The 25,230-nt window shown below is 66.3% G+C and carries 26 protein-coding genes and 1 tRNA gene; 14 read left to right on the top strand and 13 right to left on the bottom strand.

Annotated features, from left to right (window positions below; genetic code table 11):
• Positions 1–69 precede the first annotated feature (69 nt).
• Entirely contained in the window at positions 70–690 is a 621-nt protein-coding gene (locus F572_RS0113345; protein WP_017942462.1) for a methyltransferase domain-containing protein, read from the bottom strand.
• A 74-nt stretch (positions 691–764) separates the two neighbouring features.
• Between F572_RS0113345 and F572_RS0113350 the strand changes: the two genes are divergently transcribed.
• The 8 genes from F572_RS0113350 to F572_RS0113390 all read left to right on the top strand — a co-directional run bounded on the left by F572_RS0113350 (position 765) and on the right by F572_RS0113390 (position 6,284).
• Positions 765–1,472, top strand: a complete 708-nt coding sequence (locus F572_RS0113350) for an MBL fold metallo-hydrolase (protein WP_017942461.1) — start codon at positions 765–767, stop codon at positions 1,470–1,472.
• An 81-nt stretch (positions 1,473–1,553) separates the two neighbouring features.
• Positions 1,554–1,630, top strand: a tRNA-Arg gene (locus tag F572_RS0113355).
• Positions 1,631–2,190: 560 nt separating this feature from the next.
• Positions 2,191–2,511 (top strand): rhodanese-like domain-containing protein, encoded by a 321-nt coding sequence (locus F572_RS0113365; RefSeq protein WP_026143088.1) that lies wholly within the window; start codon positions 2,191–2,193, stop codon positions 2,509–2,511.
• Positions 2,512–2,524: 13 nt separating this feature from the next.
• A complete protein-coding gene (locus F572_RS0113370; protein ID WP_017942458.1) occupies positions 2,525–3,259 on the top strand; it encodes a glycosyltransferase in 735 nt (244 codons plus the stop codon).
• A gap of 84 nt (positions 3,260–3,343) precedes the next feature.
• Positions 3,344–4,537 (top strand): succinyldiaminopimelate transaminase, encoded by a 1,194-nt coding sequence (gene dapC / locus F572_RS0113375; protein ID WP_017942457.1) that lies wholly within the window; start codon positions 3,344–3,346, stop codon positions 4,535–4,537.
• A gap of 38 nt (positions 4,538–4,575) precedes the next feature.
• A complete protein-coding gene (dapD, locus tag F572_RS0113380) occupies positions 4,576–5,397 on the top strand; it encodes a 2,3,4,5-tetrahydropyridine-2,6-dicarboxylate N-succinyltransferase (RefSeq protein ID WP_017942456.1) in 822 nt (273 codons plus the stop codon).
• Positions 5,390–5,743: an ArsC family reductase gene (locus F572_RS0113385; protein WP_017942455.1), complete on the top strand. Its 354-nt coding sequence runs from the start codon at positions 5,390–5,392 to the stop codon at positions 5,741–5,743. Before dapD ends, F572_RS0113385 begins: the two co-directional genes overlap by 8 nt.
• Before the next feature lie 13 nt (positions 5,744–5,756).
• Positions 5,757–6,284 (top strand): DUF2062 domain-containing protein, encoded by a 528-nt coding sequence (locus F572_RS0113390; protein ID WP_017942454.1) that lies wholly within the window; start codon positions 5,757–5,759, stop codon positions 6,282–6,284.
• 7 nt (positions 6,285–6,291) lie between these two features.
• Here F572_RS0113390 and F572_RS0113395 read toward each other — a convergent pair whose 3' ends face one another.
• From F572_RS0113395 to F572_RS0113405, 3 genes are read right to left on the bottom strand one after another with little or no spacing between them, the layout of a single operon-like run.
• Positions 6,292–6,513 (bottom strand): hypothetical protein, encoded by a 222-nt coding sequence (locus tag F572_RS0113395; protein WP_017942453.1) that lies wholly within the window; start codon positions 6,511–6,513, stop codon positions 6,292–6,294.
• Positions 6,501–7,280 carry a type III pantothenate kinase gene (locus tag F572_RS0113400; RefSeq protein WP_017942452.1) on the bottom strand — a complete coding sequence of 260 codons (780 nt, stop codon included), beginning with the start codon at positions 7,278–7,280 and terminating at the stop codon, positions 6,501–6,503. Before F572_RS0113400 ends, F572_RS0113395 begins: the two co-directional genes overlap by 13 nt.
• Complete coding sequence (locus tag F572_RS0113405; protein ID WP_026143087.1) at positions 7,273–8,079, bottom strand: biotin--[acetyl-CoA-carboxylase] ligase; 807 nt, start codon at positions 8,077–8,079, stop codon at positions 7,273–7,275. Before F572_RS0113405 ends, F572_RS0113400 begins: the two co-directional genes overlap by 8 nt.
• Before the next feature lie 74 nt (positions 8,080–8,153).
• On the opposite strand from F572_RS0113405, the gene F572_RS0113410 reads away from it, so the two are divergent.
• Positions 8,154–8,933 carry a lytic transglycosylase domain-containing protein gene (locus tag F572_RS0113410; protein WP_017942450.1) on the top strand — a complete coding sequence of 260 codons (780 nt, stop codon included), beginning with the start codon at positions 8,154–8,156 and terminating at the stop codon, positions 8,931–8,933.
• 1 nt (position 8,934) lies between these two features.
• Here the strand turns inward: F572_RS0113410 and F572_RS0113415 are convergent, their stop codons facing one another.
• Entirely contained in the window at positions 8,935–9,255 is a 321-nt protein-coding gene (locus F572_RS0113415) for a DUF2007 domain-containing protein (protein WP_081602044.1), read from the bottom strand.
• A 49-nt stretch (positions 9,256–9,304) separates the two neighbouring features.
• Positions 9,305–9,922, bottom strand: coding sequence for a hypothetical protein (locus F572_RS0113420; protein WP_017942448.1), 618 nt, complete (start codon positions 9,920–9,922; stop codon positions 9,305–9,307).
• Between the two features lie 495 nt (positions 9,923–10,417).
• Here F572_RS0113420 and ppk1 point away from each other — a divergent pair, with 495 nt between their 5' ends.
• Positions 10,418–12,502 carry a polyphosphate kinase 1 gene (gene ppk1, locus F572_RS0113425; protein ID WP_017942447.1) on the top strand — a complete coding sequence of 695 codons (2,085 nt, stop codon included), beginning with the start codon at positions 10,418–10,420 and terminating at the stop codon, positions 12,500–12,502.
• Between the two features lie 129 nt (positions 12,503–12,631).
• Entirely contained in the window at positions 12,632–13,843 is a 1,212-nt protein-coding gene (locus tag F572_RS0113430) for a response regulator (RefSeq protein WP_017942446.1), read from the top strand.
• A 286-nt stretch (positions 13,844–14,129) separates the two neighbouring features.
• Here the strand turns inward: F572_RS0113430 and F572_RS0113435 are convergent, their stop codons facing one another.
• From F572_RS0113435 to egtD, 4 genes are read right to left on the bottom strand one after another with little or no spacing between them, the layout of a single operon-like run.
• On the bottom strand, positions 14,130–14,720 hold the full coding sequence (locus tag F572_RS0113435) for a hypothetical protein (protein ID WP_017942445.1): 591 nt from the start codon (positions 14,718–14,720) through the stop codon (positions 14,130–14,132).
• A 34-nt stretch (positions 14,721–14,754) separates the two neighbouring features.
• A complete protein-coding gene (locus F572_RS0113440; RefSeq protein ID WP_017942444.1) occupies positions 14,755–16,260 on the bottom strand; it encodes a Ppx/GppA phosphatase family protein in 1,506 nt (501 codons plus the stop codon).
• Complete coding sequence (locus tag F572_RS0113445) at positions 16,257–16,769, bottom strand: histidine phosphatase family protein (protein WP_017942443.1); 513 nt, start codon at positions 16,767–16,769, stop codon at positions 16,257–16,259. Before F572_RS0113445 ends, F572_RS0113440 begins: the two co-directional genes overlap by 4 nt.
• Positions 16,770–16,774: 5 nt before the next feature.
• Complete coding sequence (egtD, locus tag F572_RS0113450; RefSeq protein WP_017942442.1) at positions 16,775–17,797, bottom strand: L-histidine N(alpha)-methyltransferase; 1,023 nt, start codon at positions 17,795–17,797, stop codon at positions 16,775–16,777.
• A gap of 83 nt (positions 17,798–17,880) precedes the next feature.
• Here egtD and F572_RS0113455 point away from each other — a divergent pair, with 83 nt between their 5' ends.
• The 3 genes from F572_RS0113455 (at position 17,881) to F572_RS0113465 (ending at position 20,893) form a co-directional block, all read left to right on the top strand.
• Entirely contained in the window at positions 17,881–18,663 is a 783-nt protein-coding gene (locus F572_RS0113455; RefSeq protein WP_017942441.1) for a class II glutamine amidotransferase, read from the top strand.
• 283 nt (positions 18,664–18,946) lie between these two features.
• Positions 18,947–20,131 carry an SUMF1/EgtB/PvdO family nonheme iron enzyme gene (locus tag F572_RS0113460; protein ID WP_017942440.1) on the top strand — a complete coding sequence of 395 codons (1,185 nt, stop codon included), beginning with the start codon at positions 18,947–18,949 and terminating at the stop codon, positions 20,129–20,131.
• A gap of 12 nt (positions 20,132–20,143) precedes the next feature.
• A complete protein-coding gene (locus tag F572_RS0113465) occupies positions 20,144–20,893 on the top strand; it encodes an SIMPL domain-containing protein (RefSeq protein ID WP_017942439.1) in 750 nt (249 codons plus the stop codon).
• 380 nt (positions 20,894–21,273) lie between these two features.
• On the opposite strand, the gene F572_RS0113470 is transcribed toward F572_RS0113465, so the two are convergent.
• From F572_RS0113470 to flgK, 3 genes are all read right to left on the bottom strand, one after another.
• Positions 21,274–21,963 carry a hypothetical protein gene (locus F572_RS0113470; RefSeq protein WP_017942438.1) on the bottom strand — a complete coding sequence of 230 codons (690 nt, stop codon included), beginning with the start codon at positions 21,961–21,963 and terminating at the stop codon, positions 21,274–21,276.
• A 76-nt stretch (positions 21,964–22,039) separates the two neighbouring features.
• The gene (gene flgL, locus F572_RS0113475; RefSeq protein WP_017942437.1) at positions 22,040–23,296 is read right to left on the bottom strand and encodes a flagellar hook-associated protein FlgL; all 1,257 of its coding nucleotides are present in this window, start codon (positions 23,294–23,296) and stop codon (positions 22,040–22,042) included.
• Positions 23,297–23,317: 21 nt separating this feature from the next.
• Complete coding sequence (gene flgK / locus F572_RS0113480) at positions 23,318–25,195, bottom strand: flagellar hook-associated protein FlgK (protein ID WP_017942436.1); 1,878 nt, start codon at positions 25,193–25,195, stop codon at positions 23,318–23,320.
• Between the last annotated feature and the right edge of the window lie 35 nt (positions 25,196–25,230).

A 25,230-nucleotide genomic window follows, 5' to 3' on the forward strand; every position in this document is an offset into this window, starting at 1 on the left:
GAACGGATCTCCCACGCCGGGAAGCGGGAGATCCTCGACCACAGTCCGGCTGTCTCCCGCCGCTTGCCGCTACCGCCGGAGCAAACGGTACAGCTGCTCGTACTTGCCGTTCGTGTGGTCGGTGCGCCCGACGTCATCGCGCCACTCCCAGTGGTCGGACGTGAACAGCGCGCGCATGTCCGGCAAGGCACAATGGAAGGGTGGACCACCCTCGCGCCCGGTCTGCATGAAACATGCGAAGAGTTCGCCCCCCGGCCGCAACCAGGCATGCAACTGATGCTCGTAGGCTGGCCACTGGTCGGGTGGCAGCGCGCAAAGGGATGTTTGCTCGTAGACCCCGTCTGCCGGAGTCTCGGGCTGCCAGGCGAGCATATCGGCCTGGACCACTTCAGCTTCCAGCCCGGCCTGGCTCACTTCCCGCCGCAGCTGCCGCACCGGGGTTGGCGCCACGTCCAGCCCCACCACATGGAATCCCCGGCCGGCCAGCGCCGGAACCTCGTGGCCAAACCCGCAACCCGGCACCACGATGCGGGCGCCGGGTTGCAGCGCCGTCACCTCCATCCACCGCTCCAGCGACGGGCTGGGCCCGCCCCGATCCCAGCGGGTGGAGCCCGCCTGGTAGCGGGCCTCCCAGTCCGCCTCGGCATCAAGAGCGGCGGAAGCAACAGGTGCATTCTCGGAATTTGGCATCGGGCTGGTTCTCGGAACAGGATGGTTGGCTCATGGACCATACCAAACCCCGAACGATTCCCGGAGACGCGCCGATGGACCGCCATAACCTTCCCTACCGAATCCACCGCCAGGAACTCGGCCCGATGGAGAATTTCGTCTACCTGATCGAGGATCGCGCCAGCCACCGCGGCGCCGTGGTCGACCCCGCCTGGGAACCCGAGGCGATCATCCGCCAGGCGCGCGAGAACGACGTCGAGATCTCCGACATCCTGCTGACCCACAGCCATCACGATCACATCAACGGGGTCGAGGCGATCCTCGATCAGTACCCGAATGCTCGCCTGCACCTGCTCAAACCCGAAGCGGAGTTCTGGGGGAAGGCACTGGAACGCCCCGAGCTACACCACGGCGGAGACGACATGCGCCTGGGCGACACCGAAATCCGTTTCCTGCACACCCCCGGCCACACCCCCGGTTCCGCCTGCTTCCACATGCCGGCCGGCGACGACCTGATTACCGGCGACACCCTGTTCGTGTTCGGCTGCGGCCGCTGCGACCTGGCCGGCGGCGACCCGGAACAGATGTTCCATACCCTGAACGGTCTTCGTGAAGGGCTTCCGGCCCACACGTGCATCCACCCGGGTCACAACTACGCGGAAAAGCCGGAATCCACACTGGAGGAGGAGGACGCGGGCAACCCCTTCCTGCACTTCCACGACAAGGACGACTTCGTCCACTACCGCATGGTCGAGCACGACCGCGTGCGCAGCACGCCTTATCAGCCCATCCCGCGACGGTGAGAACGATCGAAAGACACAGAATCCTTCCCGACGGCTTGCATCCCCCGGGGTCAATCGCGATAATGCGCGCCTTCAGACGATGCGCCCGTAGCTCAGCTGGATAGAGTACCTGGCTACGAACCAGGTGGTCGGAGGTTCGAATCCTTCCGGGCGCGCCATATTCCTGAGAGAGGGCACCCACATCCGGGTGCCCTTTTTCGTTTGGGCCAGCACAAAGGATTCGAACCTCCGTCCAACAATACGGTTCGATCCCGAGCGCAGCGAGGAACGTGTCGGCCCACGGCCGACACCCGGAAGGGCAAGACGCGCAACGTCGCCGCCATCCTTCCGGGCGCGCCATATTCCTGAGAGAGGGCACCCGCATTCGGGCGCCCTTTTTCGTTCCGGACTGTATGAAGGCTGCAAGCCTTAATCGGATATTCCGGTTAGACCCGAATTGGTGTTATGAAGCGTCGGCCACACGCCGCCGTGCGGCGTCCTCCAAACGCTTTACGGCAACGATGCCAGGTAGTCACGCATCGCCTTCAGGTTCAGGCCCTTTTCCGTCAGCGAAACCCGTATGCGGCGCCGATCCGCGGGATCGGGATACCTGAGGACAACCTTGTGAGACTCCACCGCCGACGCCCCGTGACAACCTTGCCCTACCCACCATCCGCCTTCTTGCCAGCCCCCGGCCCTGGTCATAGCGTGATCTCCGTACTCAGGCACGGATCGACCCATGCGCCAAATATCTCCCCGGGAATTGCACGACTATCTCTCGCAGGCAACGAACCCGCCGAAGCTGCTGGATGTGCGCGAACCCTGGGAGTTTCGTCACTGCCGCATTGAAGGCTCGCAGCTGCTCCCGATGGGCCAGATCCCGACGGCATACCAGGATCTGAACCCGGAGGACGAAATCGTGGTGATCTGTCACCACGGCGTGCGCAGCCAGCAGGTGTGCGGTTTCCTCGCCCGCGTCGGGTTCAACAACGTGGTCAATCTGTCCGGCGGCATCGATGCCTGGGCACGCGAGGTCGATCCTCACATGGCGACCTATTGAGCCTCGCCCCGGCGTGACCCGCGCCCCCGCCCTGTCCGTCATCGTCCCGGCCTGGAACGAAGCCGAGTGGCTGCCCCGCACCCTGGCGGCCGTTCAGGACGCGCTTGCGGGCTTCGATCGGCCCACCGAGATCATCGTGGTCGACAACGCCTCCACGGACGCGACCCCGCAGATCGCGCAGCGCGCGGGCTGTCGCGTGATTTTCGAGCCGGAACGCAGGATCAGCCGCGCCCGCAATGCAGGGGCGGAGGCCGCCACCGGGGATTACCTGCTGTTCGTGGATGCCGATACCTGGCCGGATCGCGACCTGCTGCAGGACACCCTGAAGGCACTGGACAGCGGCCGCGTCTGCGGCGGCGGTGCCCGGGTAGATTTCGACCACCTGAATCACCACATCTACCGCTGGGGTGCCGGCGCCTGGAACGCGCTGGCGGCGCGCCTGAAGCTAGCCGCCGGCTGTTACGTCTTCTGTACCCGCGAGGCCTTCACCGCCGTCGGCGGCTTCAGCGAAACCGTGTACGCCGGGGAAGAGGTCTTCCTGTCGCGCGCCCTGCGCCGCTGGGGCCGGGCACACGGCCAGCGCGTGGAAATCCTGGACACCCCCGTGTTGACCTCCGGGCGCAAGGCGGACTGGTTTCACCCCGCGCGCCACATCCTGGTCGTGCTGCAGGTCCTTCTGTTCCCCTGGAGCCTGCGCTCCCGTCGCCTCAGCTGGTTCTGGTACACCCGGCCGCGCCATCGCGACTGAACGATCGCGGTGCCGTCGCCCCGCCGGGTTCGGTATACTGCGCGGTCTTTCGGTTCGCGCCCTGCACAGGAATCCCCGGACGCCATGAATCCCCGCCTGGACCGGCTACAGCCCTACCCGTTCGAACGCCTGCGGGCCCTGTTCGCGGACCTGCGCCAGCCGGAAGGGCTGGAGCCGATCGCGCTGTCGATCGGCGAACCGCGCCACGCGCTTCCGGGTTTCGTCGAGCCCGCCCTGCGCGAAGCCGTACAGGGTTACAACCACTACCCAACCACGCGCGGCGAACCGGCCCTGCGCGAGACCATCGCGGCCTGGCTGCAGCGGCGTTTCGATCTGGATACAGTCGACGCCGAGAAACAGGTGCTGCCCGTCAGTGGCACCCGCGAGGCGTTGTTTGCCATCGCCCAGGCGGTGGTCGAGCAAAAGCCCGGTGCGCGCGTGTTGATGCCGAACCCCTTCTATCAGATTTACGAGGGCGCGGCGCTGCTCGCCGGGGCGGAGCCGGCCTTCTACGATCTGGCTCCGCAGAACGGCTATTTGCCCGACTTCTCCGCCGTAGAGCCCGCCACCTGGGATGCGATACAACTCGTCTACATATGCAATCCGGGCAATCCGGCCGGGGCTTGCATGTCCGAGGCCGCGATGCAGAACCTGATCCGTCTCGCCCAGCGCCACGACTTCGTGATCGCGGCGGACGAGTGCTACTCCGAGATCCATCACCCGGACGCGCAACCGCCAGCCGGGCTACTGGGCGCCGCCGCACGCATGGGCAACACCGAATTCCAACGCTGTGTCGTGTTCCACAGCCTCTCCAAGCGCTCCAACCTGCCGGGGTTGCGGTCCGGGTTCGTGGCCGGGGACGCCGCGTTGCTGGAGCGCTTCGCGCTGTATCGCACCTACCACGGCTGCACCCTGCCGCCACCCACCCAGGCGGTCAGCCGCGCGGCCTGGTCGGATGAGGCGCATGTGGCCGAGAATCGCGCCCTGTATGCCGAGAAATTTGCCGCGGTGGTACCCATCCTGAAACCGGTCCTCGACGTGCAGACGCCGGCCGCCGGCTTCTACCTGTGGCCGCGCGTGCCGGATGGCGATGACGAGGGCTTTGCCCGACGCCTGTATGGCGAGGCAGGTATCACCGTCCTGCCCGGGCGTTACCTCTCCCGTACCGACCCGGCCAGCGGGCACAATCCCGGCGCCGGCCATGTGCGCATGGCACTGGTCGCCGAACCCACTGCCTGTATCGAGGCCGCGGAACGGATCGCGGCACTCTATCAATAACTTATAACCATTTTTCATCGTCTTAAAGGGAACTATTAATGTCCGATATCCAGAGCACCATCGAAACCGCCTTCGAACGCCGCGCCGAGATCAACCCGCGCAACGTGGAAACCAACGTCCGCGATGCCGTAAACGAGGCGCTGGAGATGCTGGACACCGGCCGCGCCCGTGTCGCCGAGAAAAAGGACGGCGACTGGGTGGTGAACGAATGGCTCAAGAAGGCCGTGCTGCTGTCGTTCCGTATCTCCGAGAACGAGTTCATCAAGGGCGGCTTCACCAACTACTACGACAAGGTCCCGTCCAAGTACGCGGACACCTCCAGCCGCGACTTCCGCGAGGCGGGCGTGCGCGTCGTGCCCCCGGCCACCGCCCGTCGCGGGAGCTTCATTGCCCCCAACACCGTGCTGATGCCGTCCTACGTGAACATCGGCGCCTATGTCGATGAAGGCACGATGGTGGACACCTGGGCCACGGTCGGCTCCTGCGCCCAGATCGGCAAGAACGTGCACCTCTCCGGCGGCGTGGGTATCGGCGGCGTACTGGAGCCGCTGCAGGCCGCCCCGACCATCATCGAGGACAACTGCTTCATCGGCGCGCGCTCCGAGGTGGTCGAGGGCGTGATCGTCGAGGAAGGCGCGGTCATCTCCATGGGCGTGTACCTGGGCCAGTCCACCCGCATCTACGATCGCGAAAACGACGAGATCCTCTACGGCCGCGTGCCGGCCGGTTCCGTGGTCGTCTCGGGCAACCTTCCGTCGAAAGACGGCAAGTACTCGCTGTACTGCGCCGTGATCGTGAAGCGCGTGGACGAGAAGACCAAGGCCAAGGTGGGCCTGAACGCCCTGCTGCGCGATGTCTGAGATCGCGCTCTACGGCATCGCCAACTGCGATACCATCCGCCAGGCCCGCCGGGCGCTCGATGCGGCCGGCGTGAGCTATCGTTTCGTGGACGTTCGCAAGGACGAGCTGGAGGCCGATCGGCTGCGCGCCTGGGTCGACGCCGTCGGCTGGGAAACCCTGGTCAACCGGCGCGGCACGACCTGGCGCCAACTCCCGGACGATCAGCGCGAGGGACTGGATGCGGAACGTGCCATCGCGCTGATGCTCGAACACCCGGCGCTCATCAAGCGGCCCGTCATCGAACAGGACTCCGCGATCACCGTCGGCTGGACGCCCGAGACCGCGGCCCGGTGGGGAGCGGCCTGAGGCACCCGCGGCCATGCTGAGGTGGGCCAGCATCCGCTGGCGGGCCTTGCGCTGGCGCGCCCACAACTGGCTGGCCCGTCATCCGCGACTGCATTCCGGGCTGCATGCCGCCGGGAGCATGAAGAGCGGCCCGGAGGCGATGGCCCGCGGGGTCGCCATCGGTCTGTTCATTGGACTGACGCCGACGGTCGGGTTTCAGACCGTGTTGATCATCATCCTCTGCATCGCGCTGGCCGGGAATTTTCCAACGGCCTTCGTGGCCTCGTTCGTCAGCAACCCCTTCACCGCAGCGCCCCTGTACTGGGTCTTCCACCAGCTCGGCGAAGCGGTCTTCCGCTATACCCCGCTGCTGGCCCGCGACATGGACGCCTGGTATCTGCAAGGGATCGGGGACGAGATCACATATACCCTGCTCGGCAGCCTCCTGATCGCCACACCCACGGCGATGGCCGGCTACTGGGCATCTCGACGGGTATCGGCCGCCTGGCAACGCCACCGTGACCGTCGCCGGGCCGAGCGCGCAGGCCGCCCTAAATCATAGCGAACGGTTAATCAGCCCCGCTTGCGGGCCGCTCACGCCCTGCGACATCGTCCGGTCCCTGACCCTCTGCGGACACTTCCAACCACACATCCAGCAACTCCACATCCCCACCATTGCGCTCCACCGGGGGCACATCGGCGTAGGGGTCCGGATCCAGACGCCCGTCGTGCCAGACCCAGGCGAAATAGCCCAGGTTCAGCAGTGCGAGCGACAGGATCAGCCAGCGCATCCGACGCCCTCCACACGCGACAGCTCCCACAGGCCGTCGAGCACCAGATTGGGGAAGATCCGCGAGTCCTCGCGCAGCAGCGGCGCCAGCCAGTAGGCATCCCCACCCGTCAGCCAGCACGGCGCGGTTTCGCCCAAGGCGTCGCGTGAACGCCCGATGAGGCCGTCGAGCGCGCCGGCCAGCCCCAGGCCCCAGCCCCGCTCCAGTGCATCCGCGCTGTTCAGGCCTGGCGCAGGGTCCAGATCCTCCGGCCACTGCGTGGCCTCGCGCGGCGCGATGCGGTCGGCCAGGCGGGGCTGCAGCGTCTCCCAGCCGAGCTGGCGCCCCGGCAGCAGATAACCGCCGGCATGGCGTCCGCTCCCCTCCAGTACATCCACGGTCACCGCCGTCCCGGCGTCGACCACGATGACCGGCGTATCGCACAGCGCCCGCGCGGCGACCAGCGCACAGTAGCGGTCCGCGCCCAGCTGCCCCGCCGCATAGTCGCTGTACAGCCCGTTCGGCCCCGTTGCCGCCGCCTGCGCCTCGTGCAGCGTGGCCTCCACTCCAGCCGCCGCCAGCTCCGCGGAAAACGCGGCCCCCCGCTCGCCTGTCACCCGCGAGACCCACACAGCGTCGATGGGGGACTCCTGCGTCATGGAGGCTAGGGCTCGCGCACAGCCGGCGGGCTCGCGCGTCGCGCCGGAACCCAGTACGTCCCCGTCCGGGCTGCGGACCTGCCATTTGACCCGGCTGCTGCCGATATCCACCAGCGCGATGTCAGCCATGTTCATATCCCCGTATCGAAACCTCGCCCGAATGCAGGTGCCGCACCTGACCGTCCTCGAACGCCGCCACCAGGCAACCGCTCGCCGAATCGATCCCGAGCGCCCGGCCCTTCGACCCGTCGTCCAGGACCTCGATCGTCCGACCTTTCAGCAGGTCAAGGCGTTCCAGATCGTCCTGCAGCGACGTGATCCCCTCCTGCAACAATACCGGATGCAGGCGGCATTGCCGCTCGACCACCCGGGCGGCCAGTTCCAGCCACTCCGGTACCTTTCCCGGGAGATGGCTCGCGAGATCGGTTACCGCGCGCTCCAGCCCCAGCGTATCCGCGGCCTCCCGATTGATCCCGATGCCCGCGACCAGCCAGCCCGGACGGTCAGCTCCCGCCATCCGCTGCTCCATCAGAATCCCGCCCAGCTTGGCACCGTCCACCATCACGTCGTTGGGCCACTTGAGGCGCACGCCCTCAAGGCCCAGTTCCTCCAGAGCCTGGATGACCCCGATCCCAACGCCAACCGGGTAGGCCGGCGGCACCCGCCCCTCCCGGATCGGCCACGCCAGCGAAAGGGCCAGACTCGCCCCCGGCCGAGCCTGCCAGGTCCGGCCTCGCCGGCCGCGACCCGCCGTCTGGCACCTGGCGAGGCAAGCTCGCGGCGTTGCCCCGGCGTCAGGCGCCGTCTCCAGCAGGTAACGATTAGTCGAGTCCACCGACTCCAGCACCTCGATTTCCGGTACCGCAACATCGCAGCCCGCGAGCAACTCGTCCACACGCTCTTTAAGCCGTGCGCTTTCGGGCGCCATAATGCAGACTGTGAACGGGGTCTCGGTCATCGGGATCGGTACTCGGCTCTCGACAGAGCCAGGGAGAACAGGGGTTGCATCCAAGCCATGGTAAGCATTCCGCCCGGTCGGCGCTGCGCCTGCTCGCACTGCTCTCAGGCCTGGTGCTGGCCGGCAACAGTGCCGCCGAGCTCTACAGCTACCGGGACGCCTCCGGCGCCCGGGTCCTGACCGACGAGCGCCCGCACGGCGTCCCGTACGAGACCATCCGCTCGCCCGCCCGCACCGGCACCGCCGCCACGACAACCCGCGGTGGCGACTGGTCCCCCAGCCAGATCTTCGTCTTCCAGGGCCCCGACGGCGAACGCCTGGTCACCAACCAGCACCGCCAGGACAACGGCATGGAGCTGGTCGCGACCTACGGGCGCCCCACCGCGCGCGCGCGCTGCGGCGCGCGCGCCCGCCACGCACTGGCCACCGGGGGCGGCGAGTTCGCGGACCTTATCCATGCGGCGGCCAATCGCCAGGGGGTCGACCCGGCGCTGGTGCAATCGGTGATCCACGTGGAGTCCTGCTTCGATCCGCAGGCAGTCTCGCGGGTGGGCGCGTACGGGCTGATGCAGCTGATGCCCGCGACCGCGGCCGATCTCGGTGTAACCGACCGCTTCGACCCCGCCCAGAACATCGACGGCGGCACGCGCTACCTTGCCGCCATGCTCGACCGCTTCGAGGGGAATCTGGAACTGGCGCTGGCCGCCTACAACGCCGGGCCCGGTGCGGTGGAACGCCATGGCGGCGTCCCCCCGTTTCGCGAGACGCAGAACTACATCCAGCGCATCCGCGCACAGTACGCCGGCAACGGACGGCCGGACTGATTCAGGCTTTGGGCTTCTCCCGCCCGCAGTTCCAGCACTGGGTGAACTGCGGCTCGATCCGCTCGCCACAGCGCGGGCATTTCCACTCGCGGCCGTCGTGTTCCGGCTCGCCTTCCAGATATTCCAGGATCAGGGCGCGGGCCTCCTCGGCCTGCTCCTCATGCACCACCATAATGCGCGCCCAAGTCTCGGTCGGAGGGATCTCGCCGGCGGCCCCCAGAAGCCCGGCCTGGTTCACGTAGGCCGGGATCCCCGCCTCCTTGAGCAGATCCTCGATAAACCCGGCCATAACCGGGTCGGCAGCGGAATAGACAGTCCTCATGGCCGTGACCGTAGCACGGGCCACCGGGTACACACAGCGACAGCGCTGCCTACTGCACGGTGCCCTCGTTGGCGGCCTGGAAGTACTCCATCGCTTTCTGGATGGCGAAAAACGGAGCCTCGTCCAGCGCCTCCCGGGTGTGCGGCAGGTTGATGTCCGCGTGGTACTTGCGCATGGCCAGCACATGGATCGGCAGCTCGCGCGCAAACATGGGATTCTCGAAGTTGAAGTACTGGCCGAGGCCCAGCACGAGATCCTGGCGCTCGTCGGCGGCCAGGCTTTCCGGGGATACCCGGACATCCGGCAGCTGACCGGCCTGACCGTCGACGGATACCACCACCTGGCGATCCCCTTCGGCGGCGGCCGGCACCTCGTCGCCGCTCACCAGCTGCAGGTTCTCCGACAGATCCAGGTAGCCCTTTGCCAGGATATGCCCATGCGGCTGGAAGACCTTGCTGGACATGTTCACCGCCCAGAGCTCCATGGTCTCCTTGAGGTTCTGGGCCGCCTGCACCTCGCCGAGGGCGAACAGCTGCTGGGCGTAGACGATGTCCCACATCCATACCTGACCGTATTCGGGCAGCTCGCCTTCAGCAGCTACCGAGACCTTGCGCAGCTCCGGCTGCGATTCGTCGCGCGCATGCAGTGTCAGGGAAAATTCGGCCAACGGACTTCTCCTTACGGCAGCGGATATCGCGCTGCATGATCAAGCCTTGAATTATAGCCGTCCGTCGACCCGGGCCGCAGTTCAGGCACGTCGCCCGGGGACTTCGGCCAGGCCTGCCCCCCCATTCACGGAACTGACATAATGCCGGAGGGAAACACTGGTTAATCTACACGTTCGCGTTGGTGCCCCATGTTTCCCGAGACAAGGCGCGGTGCGCAGCCGGTAGTGGGGCTACCGGCCCGTTGTTGACTGATTCGGGCCGCAACGCTGCATCGGGGAACATGGGGCACCAACCCCACAAACTATTGAACGCAGGGGCTCGGCCGCCCGTTGTAATCAAAAACGGGCGCGCACACGGCGTTGCGGTTCCCTTGTGCAGAATGCTGCACGGCAGTCACCGCGCCTTGTTCGCACGCAAAATCGACTCGAGCGCGAACGTGTAGATTAACCAGTGTTCCCCTAGACTCGCGGGTCCATTCCTGCCGCGAGTCGTGCATGCCGGATGCCGACGTGACCCAAACCGAACTGTTCCTCAACCGCGAGCTGTCGCTGCTGGAATTCAACCGGCGGGTGCTCTCCATCGCGCAGGATTCGACCTTCCCTCTGCTGGAACGCCTGCGCTATCTCAGCATCTCCTCCACCAACCTGGACGAGTTCTTCGAGGTCCGCGTCGGCTCCCTGCGCCAGCAGGTTGAACTCAATGTGCAGGCACCGGGACCGGATGGCCTCTCGGCCGCCGAACAACTGCGCCAGATCGCGCCGCGCGCCCACGAACTCGTCGACGCGCAGTACCGGACCCTCAACGACGAACTCATCCCCGCGCTCGCCGCCGAGGGCATCCACTTCGTCCGCCGGACTCACTGGGACACGGCGCAGCAGGAATGGGTGCGGGAATACTTCCGCGAACAGCTACAGCCGGTCCTCACCCCGATCGGCCTGGACCCCGCGCACCCCTTTCCGCGCATCCTCAACAAGAGCCTGAACTTCATCGTTACCCTCAAGGGCAAGGACGCCTTCGGTCGCGAATCCGGGCGCGCCGTGGTGCAGGCACCCCGCTCGCTCCCGCGCCTGGTGCGCCTGCCGCGCGAGGTCGCCAGCGGCGACAACGACTTCGTGCTCCTGTCCTCCATCCTGCACGCCCACGTGGACGAGCTGTTCCAGGGCATGAAGGTCACCGGCTGCTACCAGTTCCGGCTGACCCGAAACTCCGACCTGTTCGTGCAGGAAGAGGAGATCGATGACCTGCTGAACGCCCTGGAAGGCGAGCTGCCCCAGCGCAACTACGGGGCCGGCGTGCGCCTTGAGGTCGCCGACAACTGTCCGCAGGAGGTGGCCGATTTCCTCCTGCAGGAATTCCACCTGGGGCCCGAGGATCTCTACCAGGTCACCGGGCTGGTCAACCTGAACCGCCTGATGGCGGTGCACGAGCTGGTCGATCGCCCGGATCTCAAGTTCCCGCCACTGGTGCCGGCCCTGCCCCGCGTCGACGCGAGCGGCAGCAGCATCTTCGCCTCGATCCGCGAGCAAGAACTCCTGCTTCACCACCCGTACCAGTCGTTCATGCCGGTGGTCGACTTCCTGCGCCAGGCGGCCGCCGACCCGAGGGTACTGGCGATCAAGCAGACCCTCTACCGCACCGGCACCCATTCGCCGCTGGTCGAGACCCTGATCGAGGCGGCTCAGGCCGGCAAGGAAGTCACTGTCGTCATCGAGCTGCGCGCCCGCTTCGACGAGGCCGACAACATCGAACTGGCCAACCGCATGCAGGATGCCGGGGTCCATGTGACCTATGGCGTGGTCGGCTACAAGACCCACGCCAAGCTGGCCCTGGTGGTACGCCGCGATGGCGACCGCATCACCCGCTATGCTCACCTGGGAACCGGCAACTATCACTCCGGCACGGCCAAGGCCTACACCGATTTCGGCCTGCTGACGGCCGACCCGGTGCTCACCGAGGACGTCCACCGCGTATTCCTGCAACTCACCGGCCTGGGCAAGGTGACCCGGCTGCGCCAACTGATTCAGGCGCCCTTCCGCCTGCACGACGCGATGCTGGAGAAGATCCAGCGCGAGATCGACCATCACCGGGCCGGGAAGCCCGCGCGCATCGTCGCACGCATGAATTCGCTCAACGAGGCGCGGATTATTCAGGCCCTGTACGAGGCCTCGCAGGCGGGTGTGCCCATCCAGCTGATCGTGCGCGGCATCTGCAGCCTGCGCCCGGGCGTCCCCGGCATCTCGGAAACCATCGAGGTCCGCTCGGTGCTGGGCCGGTTCCTGGAGCACTCCCGCGTGTTCTATTTCGAGAACGGCGGCGATCCCGAGGTGTTCCTCTCCAGCGCGGACTGGATGCCGCGCAATTTCTTCCGCCGGGTCGAGGTCGCCTTCCCTGTTCGCGATCCGGAACTGCGCGACCGGGTGGCAGAGGAATCCCTGTTCAACTACCTGCGCGACACCTCCACCGCCTGGTCCCTTCAACCGGACGGCAGCTACACCCGCATTCGACCCGCCGACGACCAGGCACCCTACTCCGCGCAGGAGGCCCTGACAGCCGGACTGGCGGGGTCTACCTCTGGCTGACGCGACACCCATGGGCAACGCGGGGGCACCTGGGCCCGGGATTGCGCCGGTCCCCGCTTGACCCCGTTCTTCGGACAACCGAACCTGAGAATCACAACCTCCCTGTGGGCGCGAGCATCCGGACCCCCTATGAAGATCCTGATACTGGAAGACGAAGATCTCATGGCGGATCTCCTGAAGACGCTCGTTCGCGGCCTTTATCCCGATTCCGACATCTTCCACGCGCGCTCCATTACCGAGGCCCTGCGACGGTGGCGCGAGACACACCACGACCTCGTGCTGTCGGACCTGTCGCTGCCCGACGGGAACGGGCTGGACTTCCTGCGACGGGCGGCCATCGATGGCCGCGTCACGCCCATCGTCATCATCACCGCAAACCCGGACCGTAAGAGCGTCCAGCGCGCCGCTCGCTACGGCGTCCGGGGTTTTATCTCCAAGCCGTTCGAGGCGGAACTGGTGCATGACCGTCTGCAAGCGATACTGGCCACGGGAGCGACTACCGCCGAGTCCCGCGAAGAAGCCGAGGGCGAGCCAGAGGCGCCCGCCCTGGAAAACGCCCTGCAACAAGCCGAATCCGGTGAGCTGAGACTGCCTACACCGATCGATCTTGACGCACTGCGGGAACTGAGGGCGCGGGCCGACACACTCTCGCTGTCCGAACTGGAGAAGGCCTGGCAGGACATTCCATCCCTGGTCACGCGCCTGATCGATGCATCCAACGGCAGTGCACTGCGGCGCACCGACACCCCCAATACCTCGCTACGCGACGCCCTGCAGGTTCTGGGCATCCCCACCGCCCTGAATCTGGCAATGGCCATGGCCCTCGATCTCACCACCACACTTCAGGACCCCACCCTCCAGACCCGCGCCCGGCATTACCAGGAACAGAGCGAGCGCATGGCCCACCAGGCCGCAGCCCTGGGTCGCAGCCTGCGGGCGGACGCCAGCCTTTGCTTTACCGCCGGACTGATGCATCGCCTGGGCGAGCTCGCGGTCATCGCCACGGCACAGCGCTGCGTCCTTCAGGGCTGCAGCCTCGACCCAGCCGCCCTGGATACGGCGCTTGCGGGGGACTGGCCCGCTCGAATGGCCGTAGCGCTGAAATCGCGTCTGCGGCTTTCTCTCCCGTTAAAGCAGATGATTGGGGCCGCCCACGGCTTCGGTCTGGGCAGCGGCCACATTCATCTCCCCATCATGCGCACCGCCTTCTTGCTGACCAATGGGGCGGCGGACTCCGCCGAATGCCAGAAGCTACTGGGGCGCCTTGGTCTGTCGGACCAGGACACAACAGGCGACATACCCGCTCAGCAGGTCTCGCTCCAGAGAAATGCTGATGGGTGAACACGCTCGCGTGGGCACCCCGAGCCCCCCGAGGCAGGGGTCACACAGCCGTTAGCGCCTCTACCCCCCGTTCTATAAACACTCGGGGCGCAATGCAGGGTCGGGGAACCTGGAGTACAAGCCCCAAACGTGAGTGAATACAGGGGCAAACGCGCCGCACACCATCGGGCCGCACACGCGTGCGGCATCCTCCCGGAACCGAGGCGCTCCTGAACCCAATCCTCTTGTTCCCGATGCAGAGGGTCGCTGGGTTCCCTACCCGTTCACAACACCCCCGGTAAGCGCCTCAGCTCCCGCGGTTTTCTGTATCCACTTCACTTGGACGCTCGGAGCGCGGCACATCATGCAGCCCGCCCAGCAGGGTGACCTCGGCGTCGCCATGACGCAGCAGGTCCTGCAACAGCACCACGATCCCGGCCACGCAGAGGAACAGCCCGAAGTTCAGTCCGATCGACTGCACATGGCGGAGCACAAAGAAGAACTCCGCCTCCTGCGCCGGAATCCACAGGATCGGCGCCATCACCCCCAACAGCGCCACGAAGGCATACACCATGAAGCGGATGAAGTGCACCGGTACCCGCCGGATGCTCAGGCCGTACACAATGGTGGCCACGATCAGTACACTCGCTGTCGCCTGAACCGCGATCATGGCCCGGTCGGTGATGAACACGTAGCGGCCTTCCTCGTAGGTGGCTTCGCTGAGTCCGCCGAACATGGCCACCAGCAGGGCGTTTCCGACCACATACACCAGACTGAGCAGGAAGGGCAGTGCCAGCAACCGGTTGTGGCGCATCAACCGGAAACCGGTCGCCGACCACCAGATACCAATCCATACCGGCACCGCAAGCACGTAGATCCAGACCACCAGCGTCAGCATCCTGCCTCCCTTTCATTCGTTCCCGCACACGGCATCACTGGAACTCCAGCACCCGCTCGTGCCGCACCCACTCCTCGCGTTCGGCCTCCAGATCCGCACGCGTGAGCGGGTGCGCATCCAGCCAGCCGCTCGCAAAGGCCAGGGTCAGGCCCTCCGCCGTCGCCTCGATGCGCTCCAGCGGGACCGGATCCGGCGACCGCGAGCGATGCAGCAACACCCCCAGGCGCAACAGAGACGCCATGCAGAGTAAGCTCCCGGAGCGCCCCTCGTGGACGCCGGACAGCAGCTTGGGTTTAAAAGACCGCCGGTGCATCCTCACCAGCAGCGCCAGTTCGGCCTGCTCGGGCTGCGAGAACCCCGGCAGGTCGGCCCAGGCAAGGATGTATTCGCCGTGCTTGTGGTACTTGCTGTGCGCCAGCGCCAGCCCGATCTCATGCAGTTCGGCCGCCCACTCCAGGCGTTCGGCATCCTCTTCGTCGAGCCCCCAGGCCGCGCGTACCGCGGTCACCAGGCGCGCCACCGTCGCCTGGACCCGCTCGGCTTGTGCGGCGTCGACCGCGAAGCGCCGGCGCAAGTTGTGAATGGTCTGGCCACGGACGTCCTCATGCCGGAAACGGCCCAGCAGATCGTGCACAACCCCCTCGCGCAGAGCCCCGTCCGAGGGGTGCAGGCGTTCGATGCCCAGGGCCTCGAACGCGCCCAGCAGGACGGCCAGCCCGCCCGCGATCACGGGTGCCCGATCCTCCGCCAGCCCGGGGAACTTCAACCCTTCGACGGTGCCGTGTTCAATCAGACCGTCCCGCAGGGCCTCAAGGCTCTCGCGGCCGATACCCGGCGCCTCTTCGAGCCGCGCCTCGTGCACCATGCTGTCCAGCGCAAGGATGGTGCCGGAGGCCCCCAGCGCCTGATCCCAGCCTTGCTGGCGGTAGGCACTGGCGATCGGTTGCAGCTCCTGCTCGGCCCGCAGCTGTGCGGCGGCGAAGGCCTTGCGGCTCAATTTCCCGTCGGCAAAGAAACGCCGGGTGAAGGTCACGCAGCCCATCTCGAGGCTCTCGGCCAGGATCGGCTCGAAGCGCTCGCCGATGATGAACTCCGTGCTCCCCCCGCCGATATCCATCACCAGCCGGCGACCGCTGTCATCCGCCAGCGTATGCGCCACACCAAGATAGATCAGCCGCGCCTCCTCGCGCCCGGCAATGATCTCCACCGGGTGCCCCAGCGCCTCCTCCGCGGCGTGCAGGAACCCACGGCTGTCGTGCATCTGGCGCAGGGTGTTCGTCCCGACCACACGCACGTGCCCCCGCGGCAACTGGCGCAATCGCTGGCCAAAGCGGTCCAGGCAGTCCAGGGCCCGCTGGGCAACCTCTGGATCCAGCCGACCCTCCGGGTCGAGACCGCTGGCGAGCCGCACCATCTCCTTGAGCCGGTCGACCTTCAGGACTTCGCCATCCTCGCGCCGGGACACGATCATATGGAAGCTGTTGGAACCCAGATCAACGGCCGCGACCGTCTGCGCATCATTCTCCGACTGTGCCGTCAATGCCGCTCTCCCCCGGCCATCCGTTCGAGTACCTTTCGGGGCAGATGCCACTCCAGTTGCATCGGCCCCGGCAGTGGGCCCGTCAACCCACAGGCATCCCCCTTGCCCATGCGCAGGAGACTCCGGCCGCCCGTCGCGCCCAGGAGACAGCTGGCCAGCAGCGACAGATCGGGTTCGTGCCCCACCAGCACCAGACCGCCATGCCCCGGGAGGCTGCGGGCCAGGGCCTCGATCTCCAGCCCAGCCGGTTGCCCGGGCGCCAGCCATTTCTTCTGCCGCACGGGCACATCCAGCGCCTGCGAGAGCGGAATGGCCGTCTGCCGGGCCCGCAGGTAGGGACTGCTCAGGAGTTCCACCGATTCCGGCAGCAGCTCGCCGAGGGCCTGTGCCATGCGGACCGCACTGACCTGACCCTTCGCGGTAAGCGGGCGGTCGCGGTCCGCGCCGTCCCAGTCGCCGGGATTACCGGCCTGGGCGTGCCGGACCAGCACCAGACGCGGGGCCCGCATTGGACTCAGCCCGCGCCCGGCCGCAGCAGAAACAACGAATACCACTCCTCGGGGGCCGACCACTCGGTCTCATGTTCCAGCCCTGCGGCGGCCAGCAGGCGATCGACGGCCTCGCGGCTGAACTTGCGCGAGATCTCGGTACGGATCGCCTCGCCCTCCGCGATCTCGAGCCGTGCCTCGGGTTCCGACACATGCACCACCTGGTCGCGTCGCGCCACCAGGTGCATCTCGATCCGCGAGTGTTCCTCCACGAAGGGCGCCCGATGTTCGAAGCCATCGGCATCGAAATCCGCCCCGAGCTCGGTATTCAGCACCGACAGCAGGTTCAGATTGAACGCTGCCGTCACCCCCGCCGCATCGTTGTAGGCCGCCTCCAGCACCGGACGCGGCTTGACCCGGTCCAGTCCCAGCAGCAACCGGTCTTCCGGATTCATGGTCTCGCGGATCCGTTGGAGCAACCCGGCCGCCTCGGCATCTTCGAAATTCCCCAGGCTGCTGCCGAGAAAGGCGAACAGCCGCGGGCCGTCGGCCGGCGAACCGGACACATCCCCGAGGTGCGCCAGTGCCGCCGCGTAGTCCCCGCACAGGCTGTCCACCTGCAAGTGCCCGAAGCGCTGCAACAGACGCCCGCCCGCCTCGTCCAGGATCTCGGCACAGACATCGTTCGCGATGTAGTGGGGTTGTGCGATTCGGCCTTCCAGGGCCGCCAGCAGGTATTCGGTCTTGCGCGAGGTCCCGCTGCCCAGCTCGAACAGTGTGCGCGCCCCTGAGGCCTCCAAGATCGCGTCCGCGTGGCGCTCCAGAAGATCCGCCTCCAGGCGCGTGGGGTAGTATTCCGGGGTGTCGCAAATGGCATCGAACAACTGGGATCCGCGCGCATCGTAGAAGTACTTGGGCGGAAGGGTCCGCGGGGCTTCGAGCATGCCCGCCCGGAAATCGGCCAGTAACTCGGCGTGGGCGTCCCGTTCCTCCACCACCCGGCGGCTGTAGCGAGGCAAGGCGGACACAGAGCTGGGGTCGGCGGACATGCGGGCTTCCGTATCGAGTGGGTTTGCGGCACGCTAGCACGAAACCCCCGACGCCCCAACTGCCCCCAGGGAAGCGCTGATCAATGTGCCGACATCTCGCCTATCTGGGTCCTCCGATCACGCTGCGCCGCCTGATCCTGGACCCGCCGCACAACCTGGTTGAACAGGCCATGGCCCCGCAGGAGCTGGTGTATGCCCGGGTCAATGTCGATGGCTTCGGCTTCGGCTGGTTCGGTGAAGGCGGCGTGGCACGTCATTACCGGCGGGCCGACCCGCTCTGGCAGGACCCGAACCTCATGGATCTGGCCAGCGACATGATCCAGCCCCTGTGGGTCGCGGCCATCCGCAGCGCCACTCCCGGATTTGGTGGCGACACGGTCAACGCCCAGCCCTTCGCGCGCGACGGTCTACTGTACAGCCACAACGGTCTGATCGGTCGCTTCCGCCCGGATATCCGGCGCCAGATCCAGAACATCCTCAGCCAGGAGATCGAGGCCAGCATCGAGGGCACCACCGACTCCGAATACCTGTTCGCGCTGGTACGGCAATACCTCGCCGACGACGACAACGCCACACTGGAAGGGGCCCTGGGTGAGGCCTTCTCCACGATCGAGGCCTGGCTGGGCGAAGACACCGCGCTGCTGAATGTCATCCTCTCCGACGGGCGCCGGCTCATCGCCAGCCGCCACGCGGTCAATGCGCCCTGCCCCAGCCTCTACTACACCACGGATGACGAGACCTTCCCCGATGGCGGTGTGGTCGTTTCCTCCGAATCCCTGACCGACCGCGAACGCTGGCGCCCCGTCCCGCCCGGCCACCTGCTGATCCTCGATCCCGACGAACCGCCGGAACTTTTGGCGCTCTAGGGACACACTGACTAATGTACGCACTCGCGTTGGCACCCCGGGTTTTCCGAGACAAGGCGCGTCGCGCAGCGGGTAGTGGTTCTACCCGCAAGCGGCGCAACGCAGGATCGGGGAACCTGGGGTGCCAACCCCAAGGGGCTCGGCCGCTTTTGCGTGGGAACGGCGTTGCGGCTCCCTTGTTCAGAATGCTGCACGGCGGTCACCGCGCCTTGTTCGCACGCAAAAGCGACTCGAGCGCGAGTGTGTACACTAGTCAGTGTGCCCCTAGAGTGCTCCACTGGACATGAACGCCGTCCATCCGCTGTCACACTCGCCCGAATCGGACCTCCTGGAATGCCTGGCCGCCCAGCACGACCGCCTGAACGCGGCGCTTAGGGCCACGCCGGCGTACGAGTGGCGTAACCAGTACCACCGGGACCTCAGCCCCATCGGCTGGCATTACGCCCACTGCCATTTCATCGAGGCCGTGTGGTTGCACGAACGCATCCTGGGCGAACCGACGCCCACCCGGCGCGACTGGCACGACCTGTACTTTCCGGAACAAAGCCCAAAATGGCGACGGGGTGGCCGGCTCCCGCCCCGTGACGCCCTGCTCGAGTGGGGCCTGGCGTGCCAGCACCACCACATGGAGCTCTTGCGCGCCCACCCGGACGTGCGCCGTCACCCTCTGCTCGAAAACGACTACCTGAGCGGCTTTCTCGCGCAGCACCACGCGATGCACCTGGAAAGCCTCGAACAGGTCCGCTGGTTCGCACGTCTGCGACGTCCCGAACCCCCAGGGGTGCAGACGCCCGGACCCGCTCCCCATACCAGCGGTGACTGGATCGAGTGCATGGGGGGCGAATACATCGTCGGCAGCGAGGCTGCCACGGCCTTCGACAACGAGCGCGGGCGGCACACGGTGTGCCTGGCACCCCACGCCCTCCGCTCGCAGCCAGTCTCGAATGCCGAGATCGCCGCCTTTGTCGAGGCCGGAGGCTATCGCCCGGGGCCACACTGGGACGCCGCTGGTCGGGCCTGGCTGGAACACACGGGGATCACCGCCCCGCTGGGCTGGTCGCGCCTGCCCGACGGCACACGGGTACAGACCCTGCCGGAGGGAACCCGGCTGCTGGATCCACAGGCCCCCGCCGTCGGCCTCTCATGGTTCGAGGCATCGGCGTACGCCCGCTGGGTGGGTGCCCGACTGCCCCACGAACACGAATGGGAACACGCCGCCCGGGCCGGCCGGTTGCGAGGCACGGGGGCAGTATGGGAATGGTGCGGAAACGACTTTCGTCCGTATCCGGGGTTTCGCCCCTACCCATACGATGAATACTCCATGCCCTGGTTCGACGGCGAGCACTACGTCCTGCGCGGCGGCAGTGCCTGGAGCGACCCGCTGCTCAAACGATCTACAATGCGAAACTTCTTTACCCCGGAAAAACGCCACGTGTTCGCCGGGGTCCGGCTTGCGCGCGACCTGTAGAGGCTACTGATCATGCAACCGAAAGGCATTCCACTCGCTCCCCGGCCGTCCTGGCTCCTCGCGGCCCTGGCCGCGCTGACCCTGGCACTACCGGGCGCCGCGCTCGCCGCCGATGGCAGCACCACCCTGACCGTGACGGGCAAGACCGAACGCGAAGTCGCCAACGACCACATGACGGTCCTGATGACCACCGAGGCTCGAGCCCCCGAGGCCGCGACTGCGGCCGCGACCGTCAACCGCAACATGGAGGCCGCCCTGGAACGCGCCGCCGAACACGACGCCATCGACGCCCGGACCATCGGCTATTCCACCCACGCGATTCACGACTCCGATGATCGAAGCCGCATCAACGCCTGGCAGGTCCGCCAGAACCTGGAACTGACCAGCGGCGATTTCGACCGCCTCGGCGAGCTGGTCGGCAGCCTGCAGCAACACGATCTCACCGTCAGCCAGATCCGCTTTTCGCTGAGTCCAGAGGCACGCAAGGAACACCGCGAGGCCATGATGGAGGAGGCCATGGAGGACCTGAAGGAACAGGCGCGCGTGATCGCCCGCTCACTGGGGGCCACGCACCTGCGCGTTCTGGAAGTGGAACTGCCGGAAGACCCCTACAGCGGCCCGCAGCCCATGATGGCCATGCGGGCGATGGACGAATCGGCCAGCCAGCCAGCGCTGGAGGCGGGACACTCCACCCTGAGCCTCAGCGTACGCGGCCGTCTGCAGGCCCTGGGCGCCGAAACCCTGCGCGTCGGCCCGCGCTGACACCGTCGCTGGCGCACCCGTTGCCCTGAAGGCGGCCCGGCGCGGATTCTTCCGAGGGGATCGGCGACCCTGCCGTATCCTTCGGCTCGCCCCGTCGAGGACCGATCGAGAGACCCAATCTAGCCGATACAACCCGGCCCGACGAAGGGCATCCCGGCCGGAGCGAAGCGGAGAACCGGGATTCCCCCCCCGAACACCCCCAACCCCTTGCCAACTCCAACGTTGTAGATCCCGGATCACCGCTTCGCGGTTTCCGGGATGACACACCGTGTCGAGTTCGCGAAGCGGGTGTCACATGCGAGGCCCAAGCCCCCTCAGCGTCGCGCCCGCCCCAAAGAAGCCATCAGTCTCGGACGAGGTGCATTACCCCGCTACCCCCCTCAGCGGGCGAGCTCCAGGGCCAGCTCGCCGTCGCGCACCTCGATGGACTCGATCCCGGCGCGCAGTTGCTGGAAGGGCTCCAGCGCGAGCAGGTCCTCGTCTTTCAACCCACCGAGCCAGGCGTCCGGCAACGGGATTCCGGCGACGCTGACGCCCACCAGCCGCGCATGTACCCGCCCATCTTCGGTTCCGAAACGCACGCCCGAGCGCACGTTGAGCACACGCCCGCCGAGCAGGGGGATATCGGCCGGCACATGGATGCGCACCCGCGTGCTGACCTGCCCCGGTGTCAGGCGAATCGCCACCCGCCCTGCAAGGCCCGGGTCCTGGGCGATCAGCGCATTCAGCTCGCGCTCGCTGAAACGTACGACCCGCGCCTCGGCCCGCTCCTCGTAGAGTTCCGGCACCAGTGGCTCGGCCTCGGCATCGAGATCGATGATCGGCTCGCCCGGTGCACCATCGGGGCGAGGCTCGGCATCACGCGGACCCAGTGCCCGCAGCTTGGCCTCCAGCTCGGCCTGCTCCTGAACGTTCAGGGTGACCGCCTCGGGCTCGCCCGACTGCAGGTGGATCACCCCCCAGAAACCCGCCCACAACGCGGCCAGGATCAACAGGACAATCAGGTAGCGCGGGGGCCGTCCGGTGGAACGGTACTGGATGGGTGCGGAAGGTTCGTTGTTCTTCGCCATGCCGGACTCTCGCAGGTCACAATGACGTCATGGTCGCACAAAGGCACGACCATGATCCGCCCAGCCGGGGCGCTGATCAGAGGAAGTCGAACAGGGACAGTCGATTGACCTGGGTATAGGTCTGCTGCGCGGCCTGCAACGCCACCTGCTGCTGGTTGAAGCGGCTGATCGCCTCGGCATAATCCAGGTCGCGGATCTCGGAGACCGCACTGTTCAGGTCCACCAGGCGGTCCTCGTTCAGATCCTTTTGCTGGTCAAAGCTCTTCAGGCGCGAACCGACCTCGGCCCGGATGTCGCTGAAGTTGCCCAGCACGGCATCCAGATCGGCCAGCGCGGTGTTGCTGGCCGTCGCCAGGTTGGCCCGGCTATTGCCGCTGGCGCCACCCTCTTCCAGGGCCGCAATGATCGCGTCCAGGGTCTCGAACACGCTCTTGTTTTCGGCGGCGCGGGACAAGACCTGATCCCCCACCTGAGGTGTGCCACTCAGGGTGATACTCCGCCCCTCAAAAAGGACGGATTCACCGGCCACAAAAGGCCGATCTTCCATCGGAGTCCCGGAATCGTCTTCGGCGAACTGGGTATCTCCATTCTCGTCCTCATAGGTGACGGAAAACTGGACGTTCCCGTCGGCGTCCTCAGAGAATTCAATAGTGTAGTCGCGCTCATCCAGCCCACCAACGTCGCTTACGCCGGTTTGCTCCACAACAAGGGTACTGCCCGGTTCCCGATTGAGCACCTCGGCCCCGACACGCCCGTCATTCTCCGGGATGTCCATGAACACCCGGGCGCCGGTGTCGCCCACCGGGATCTTCCGGTTGGGCGAGACGGCAACCTCGCGGATGCTGCCCGTGCCTTCCGCCCCCTCGTAGCGCACCGCACCCGTGCCATCCTGCTGGAAGGGCTGCTGCAACGACTTCGTACCGGCGAAGAGGTATTCGCCGTTCGGGTCCTTGGTGTTCGCGATGTCGAACATCCCGTCACGCAGCTGACGCAGCTCGCCGGCGATATAACTGCGGGTCTCGTTGGTCTGGCTGTCGTTGTTGCCGGCTACCACCAGTTCGCGCGCACGCTGCAGCAGGTCGGTCCCGCCCTGCAGGGCCGATTCTTCTTGTTGCAGGCGTGGCTGGGTGTTGTCGATGTTGCGCTGGTATTGCTTGGTCGCCTGGATAATGCGCTCGAACTGATTGACCTGGGTGGCACCGCTCGGGTCATCCGATGGCGACAGGATGCGCTCCCCCCGGCCCATCTGCAGCGAGGTCCGGTTCAGCTCGGTCTGCCCGCGCTGGATCTGGTCGATCCCGCTCTGGAAGATCTGGGTGGTCGAGATGCGCATGTTCGTGTCTCCGGATCGACGTTAGCGGCGGACCGCACCGAGCAATGTATCGAACAGCGAATTGCTGACCGATATGACCTGGGCCGCCGCCTGATAGGCCTGCTGGTAGCGGATGAGATCGGCCGCCTCTTCGTCCAGGTTTACGCCGGACACCGCCTCGCGCTGGGCGCGCGCCTGTGCCAGCTGCGCATCGGCCGATTCCTGTGCGACCTGGGCCTGGCGGGTGCGTGTACCAACATTGGCCAGCAGGCTGTTATAACCATCCCCGAATGTCCGATCGCCGCCGACCAGGCGTTCGTCCGACAGGTCATTCATCGCCAGCATGTTGCGGTTATCGCCCGGGTGATCAACATTGCTGCTCACCACAAAGGTGTCCCCGTCCTCGGGGGTGCCCCTGATCTCCATTTCCCAGCCGTTAAACTCGATGGTTGTTATCCCGTCACCATCGGGATCTAGTGGGAAAGCGCTTCCATTGATCTCAAACTGATCCGTATTACCGTCAAATTCAACGGTGACCTCAGCCAAATCCAGGTTATCCCGATCCACAGCCCGAACAGACGCGATCGATGCGTCTCCAACATTGTCCTCGCCAAGGTCCGCCCTAACGGCGCTGGCTGCGGCGATACCCGAAGGGTCCGTCATCTCCACCGAGAGATCCCGTGCGCCATTGCGAGTCGGCTGGATCAACCAGCCATCCCCTTCCTCCTGTCCGCCAATCGTTGCGGTATCCACAATGATCCCGTCCGCCTCAAGAACTCCATTGCCACTCGCTACGACCCCACCATCCGACAGCTTCCGTAGTTCATAGTCCGTACCGTTATAATTCAGGCGGTAATCGGACGTGGTCAGGTCGCGCACGTCGCCGAATTCGACAGACGGAACATCATCAGACTCATTGCCGGGGAATCCACGGACCGCCGGATCGCCGATCCCGAAGATATCCGCGCCCTGCTGGCCGTTCAGGTCCAGGCCGAGCCGGTTCTGCTGGTTGTATTCCGCCCCGATGCTGATCGCGAGCCGGCCCAGGGTGTTCTGGGCCTCGTCGATGATCCCGGTCCGGGTCTCCAGCAGTGCACCCAGCTCGCCGCCCTGGATGAAGCGGGAGATGTTGACCGGATCGCCGCTGGTGGCCAGCCCGATGTCAGGAGAACGCGGATCACCAGTCAGTGACTCCGCCACCAGTTCGCGGTTATTGCCCCCGAGCACCAGCGCCTGGCCGTTGCCCACAAATACGTTGACCGCGCCGTCATCCTGCTCGGTGATGCGGACGTTGACCTTCTCCGCCAGCTGGTTCAACACGCGGTCGCGCTGGTCCAGCAGGTCGTTCGGAGTGCCCTGGGTGGACTTCGACACGATCTCGCGGTTAAGCCCGGCGATCGCATCGGTCAGGGAGTTGATCTCCTCGACGTTGGTGCGAATCTGGCCATTGATGATGTCGCGCTGCTCCTCGATGCGCCGGTCGATGGAGGCGAAGCGTTCGGCCAGGGATTCCGCCTCGGTCAGGAAGACCGTGCGCGCGGCGCTGGAGGTGGGGTCGTTGGCCAGATCCTGGCCGGCGTCGAAGAAGTCCTGCAGCACCGGCGTCAGCCCGGAGCTGGAACTGCCCAGCAGGTCATCGATGCGTCCGGCCAGCGACGCCTTCAGCTCGGCATTCGACTGATCGGAGATCGAGTTGCGCAGCTGGGTGTTCACGAAGTCGTCGGAGATCCGCCGGATCGTGTCCACCTGCACGCCCTGGCCCTGGAAGCTGCCTCCAAGGAACTGCGGCGTCAGGTTGGACAGCTCGGTGCGCTGGCGGCTGTAGCCTTCGGTCGCCGAGTTCGCGATGTTGTTGCTGGTGGTGCCGATCGCGCGCTGGAACGCCAGCAGCGCGGATGTACCGATCCCGGACGCGCTCATGCCTGCGCCTCCCGCAATGCCGCTCGCTCACTAAC

This window comes from Thioalkalivibrio sp. ALE14 (genome assembly GCF_000376845.1).
GTDB lineage: Bacteria > Pseudomonadota > Gammaproteobacteria > Ectothiorhodospirales > Ectothiorhodospiraceae > Thioalkalivibrio.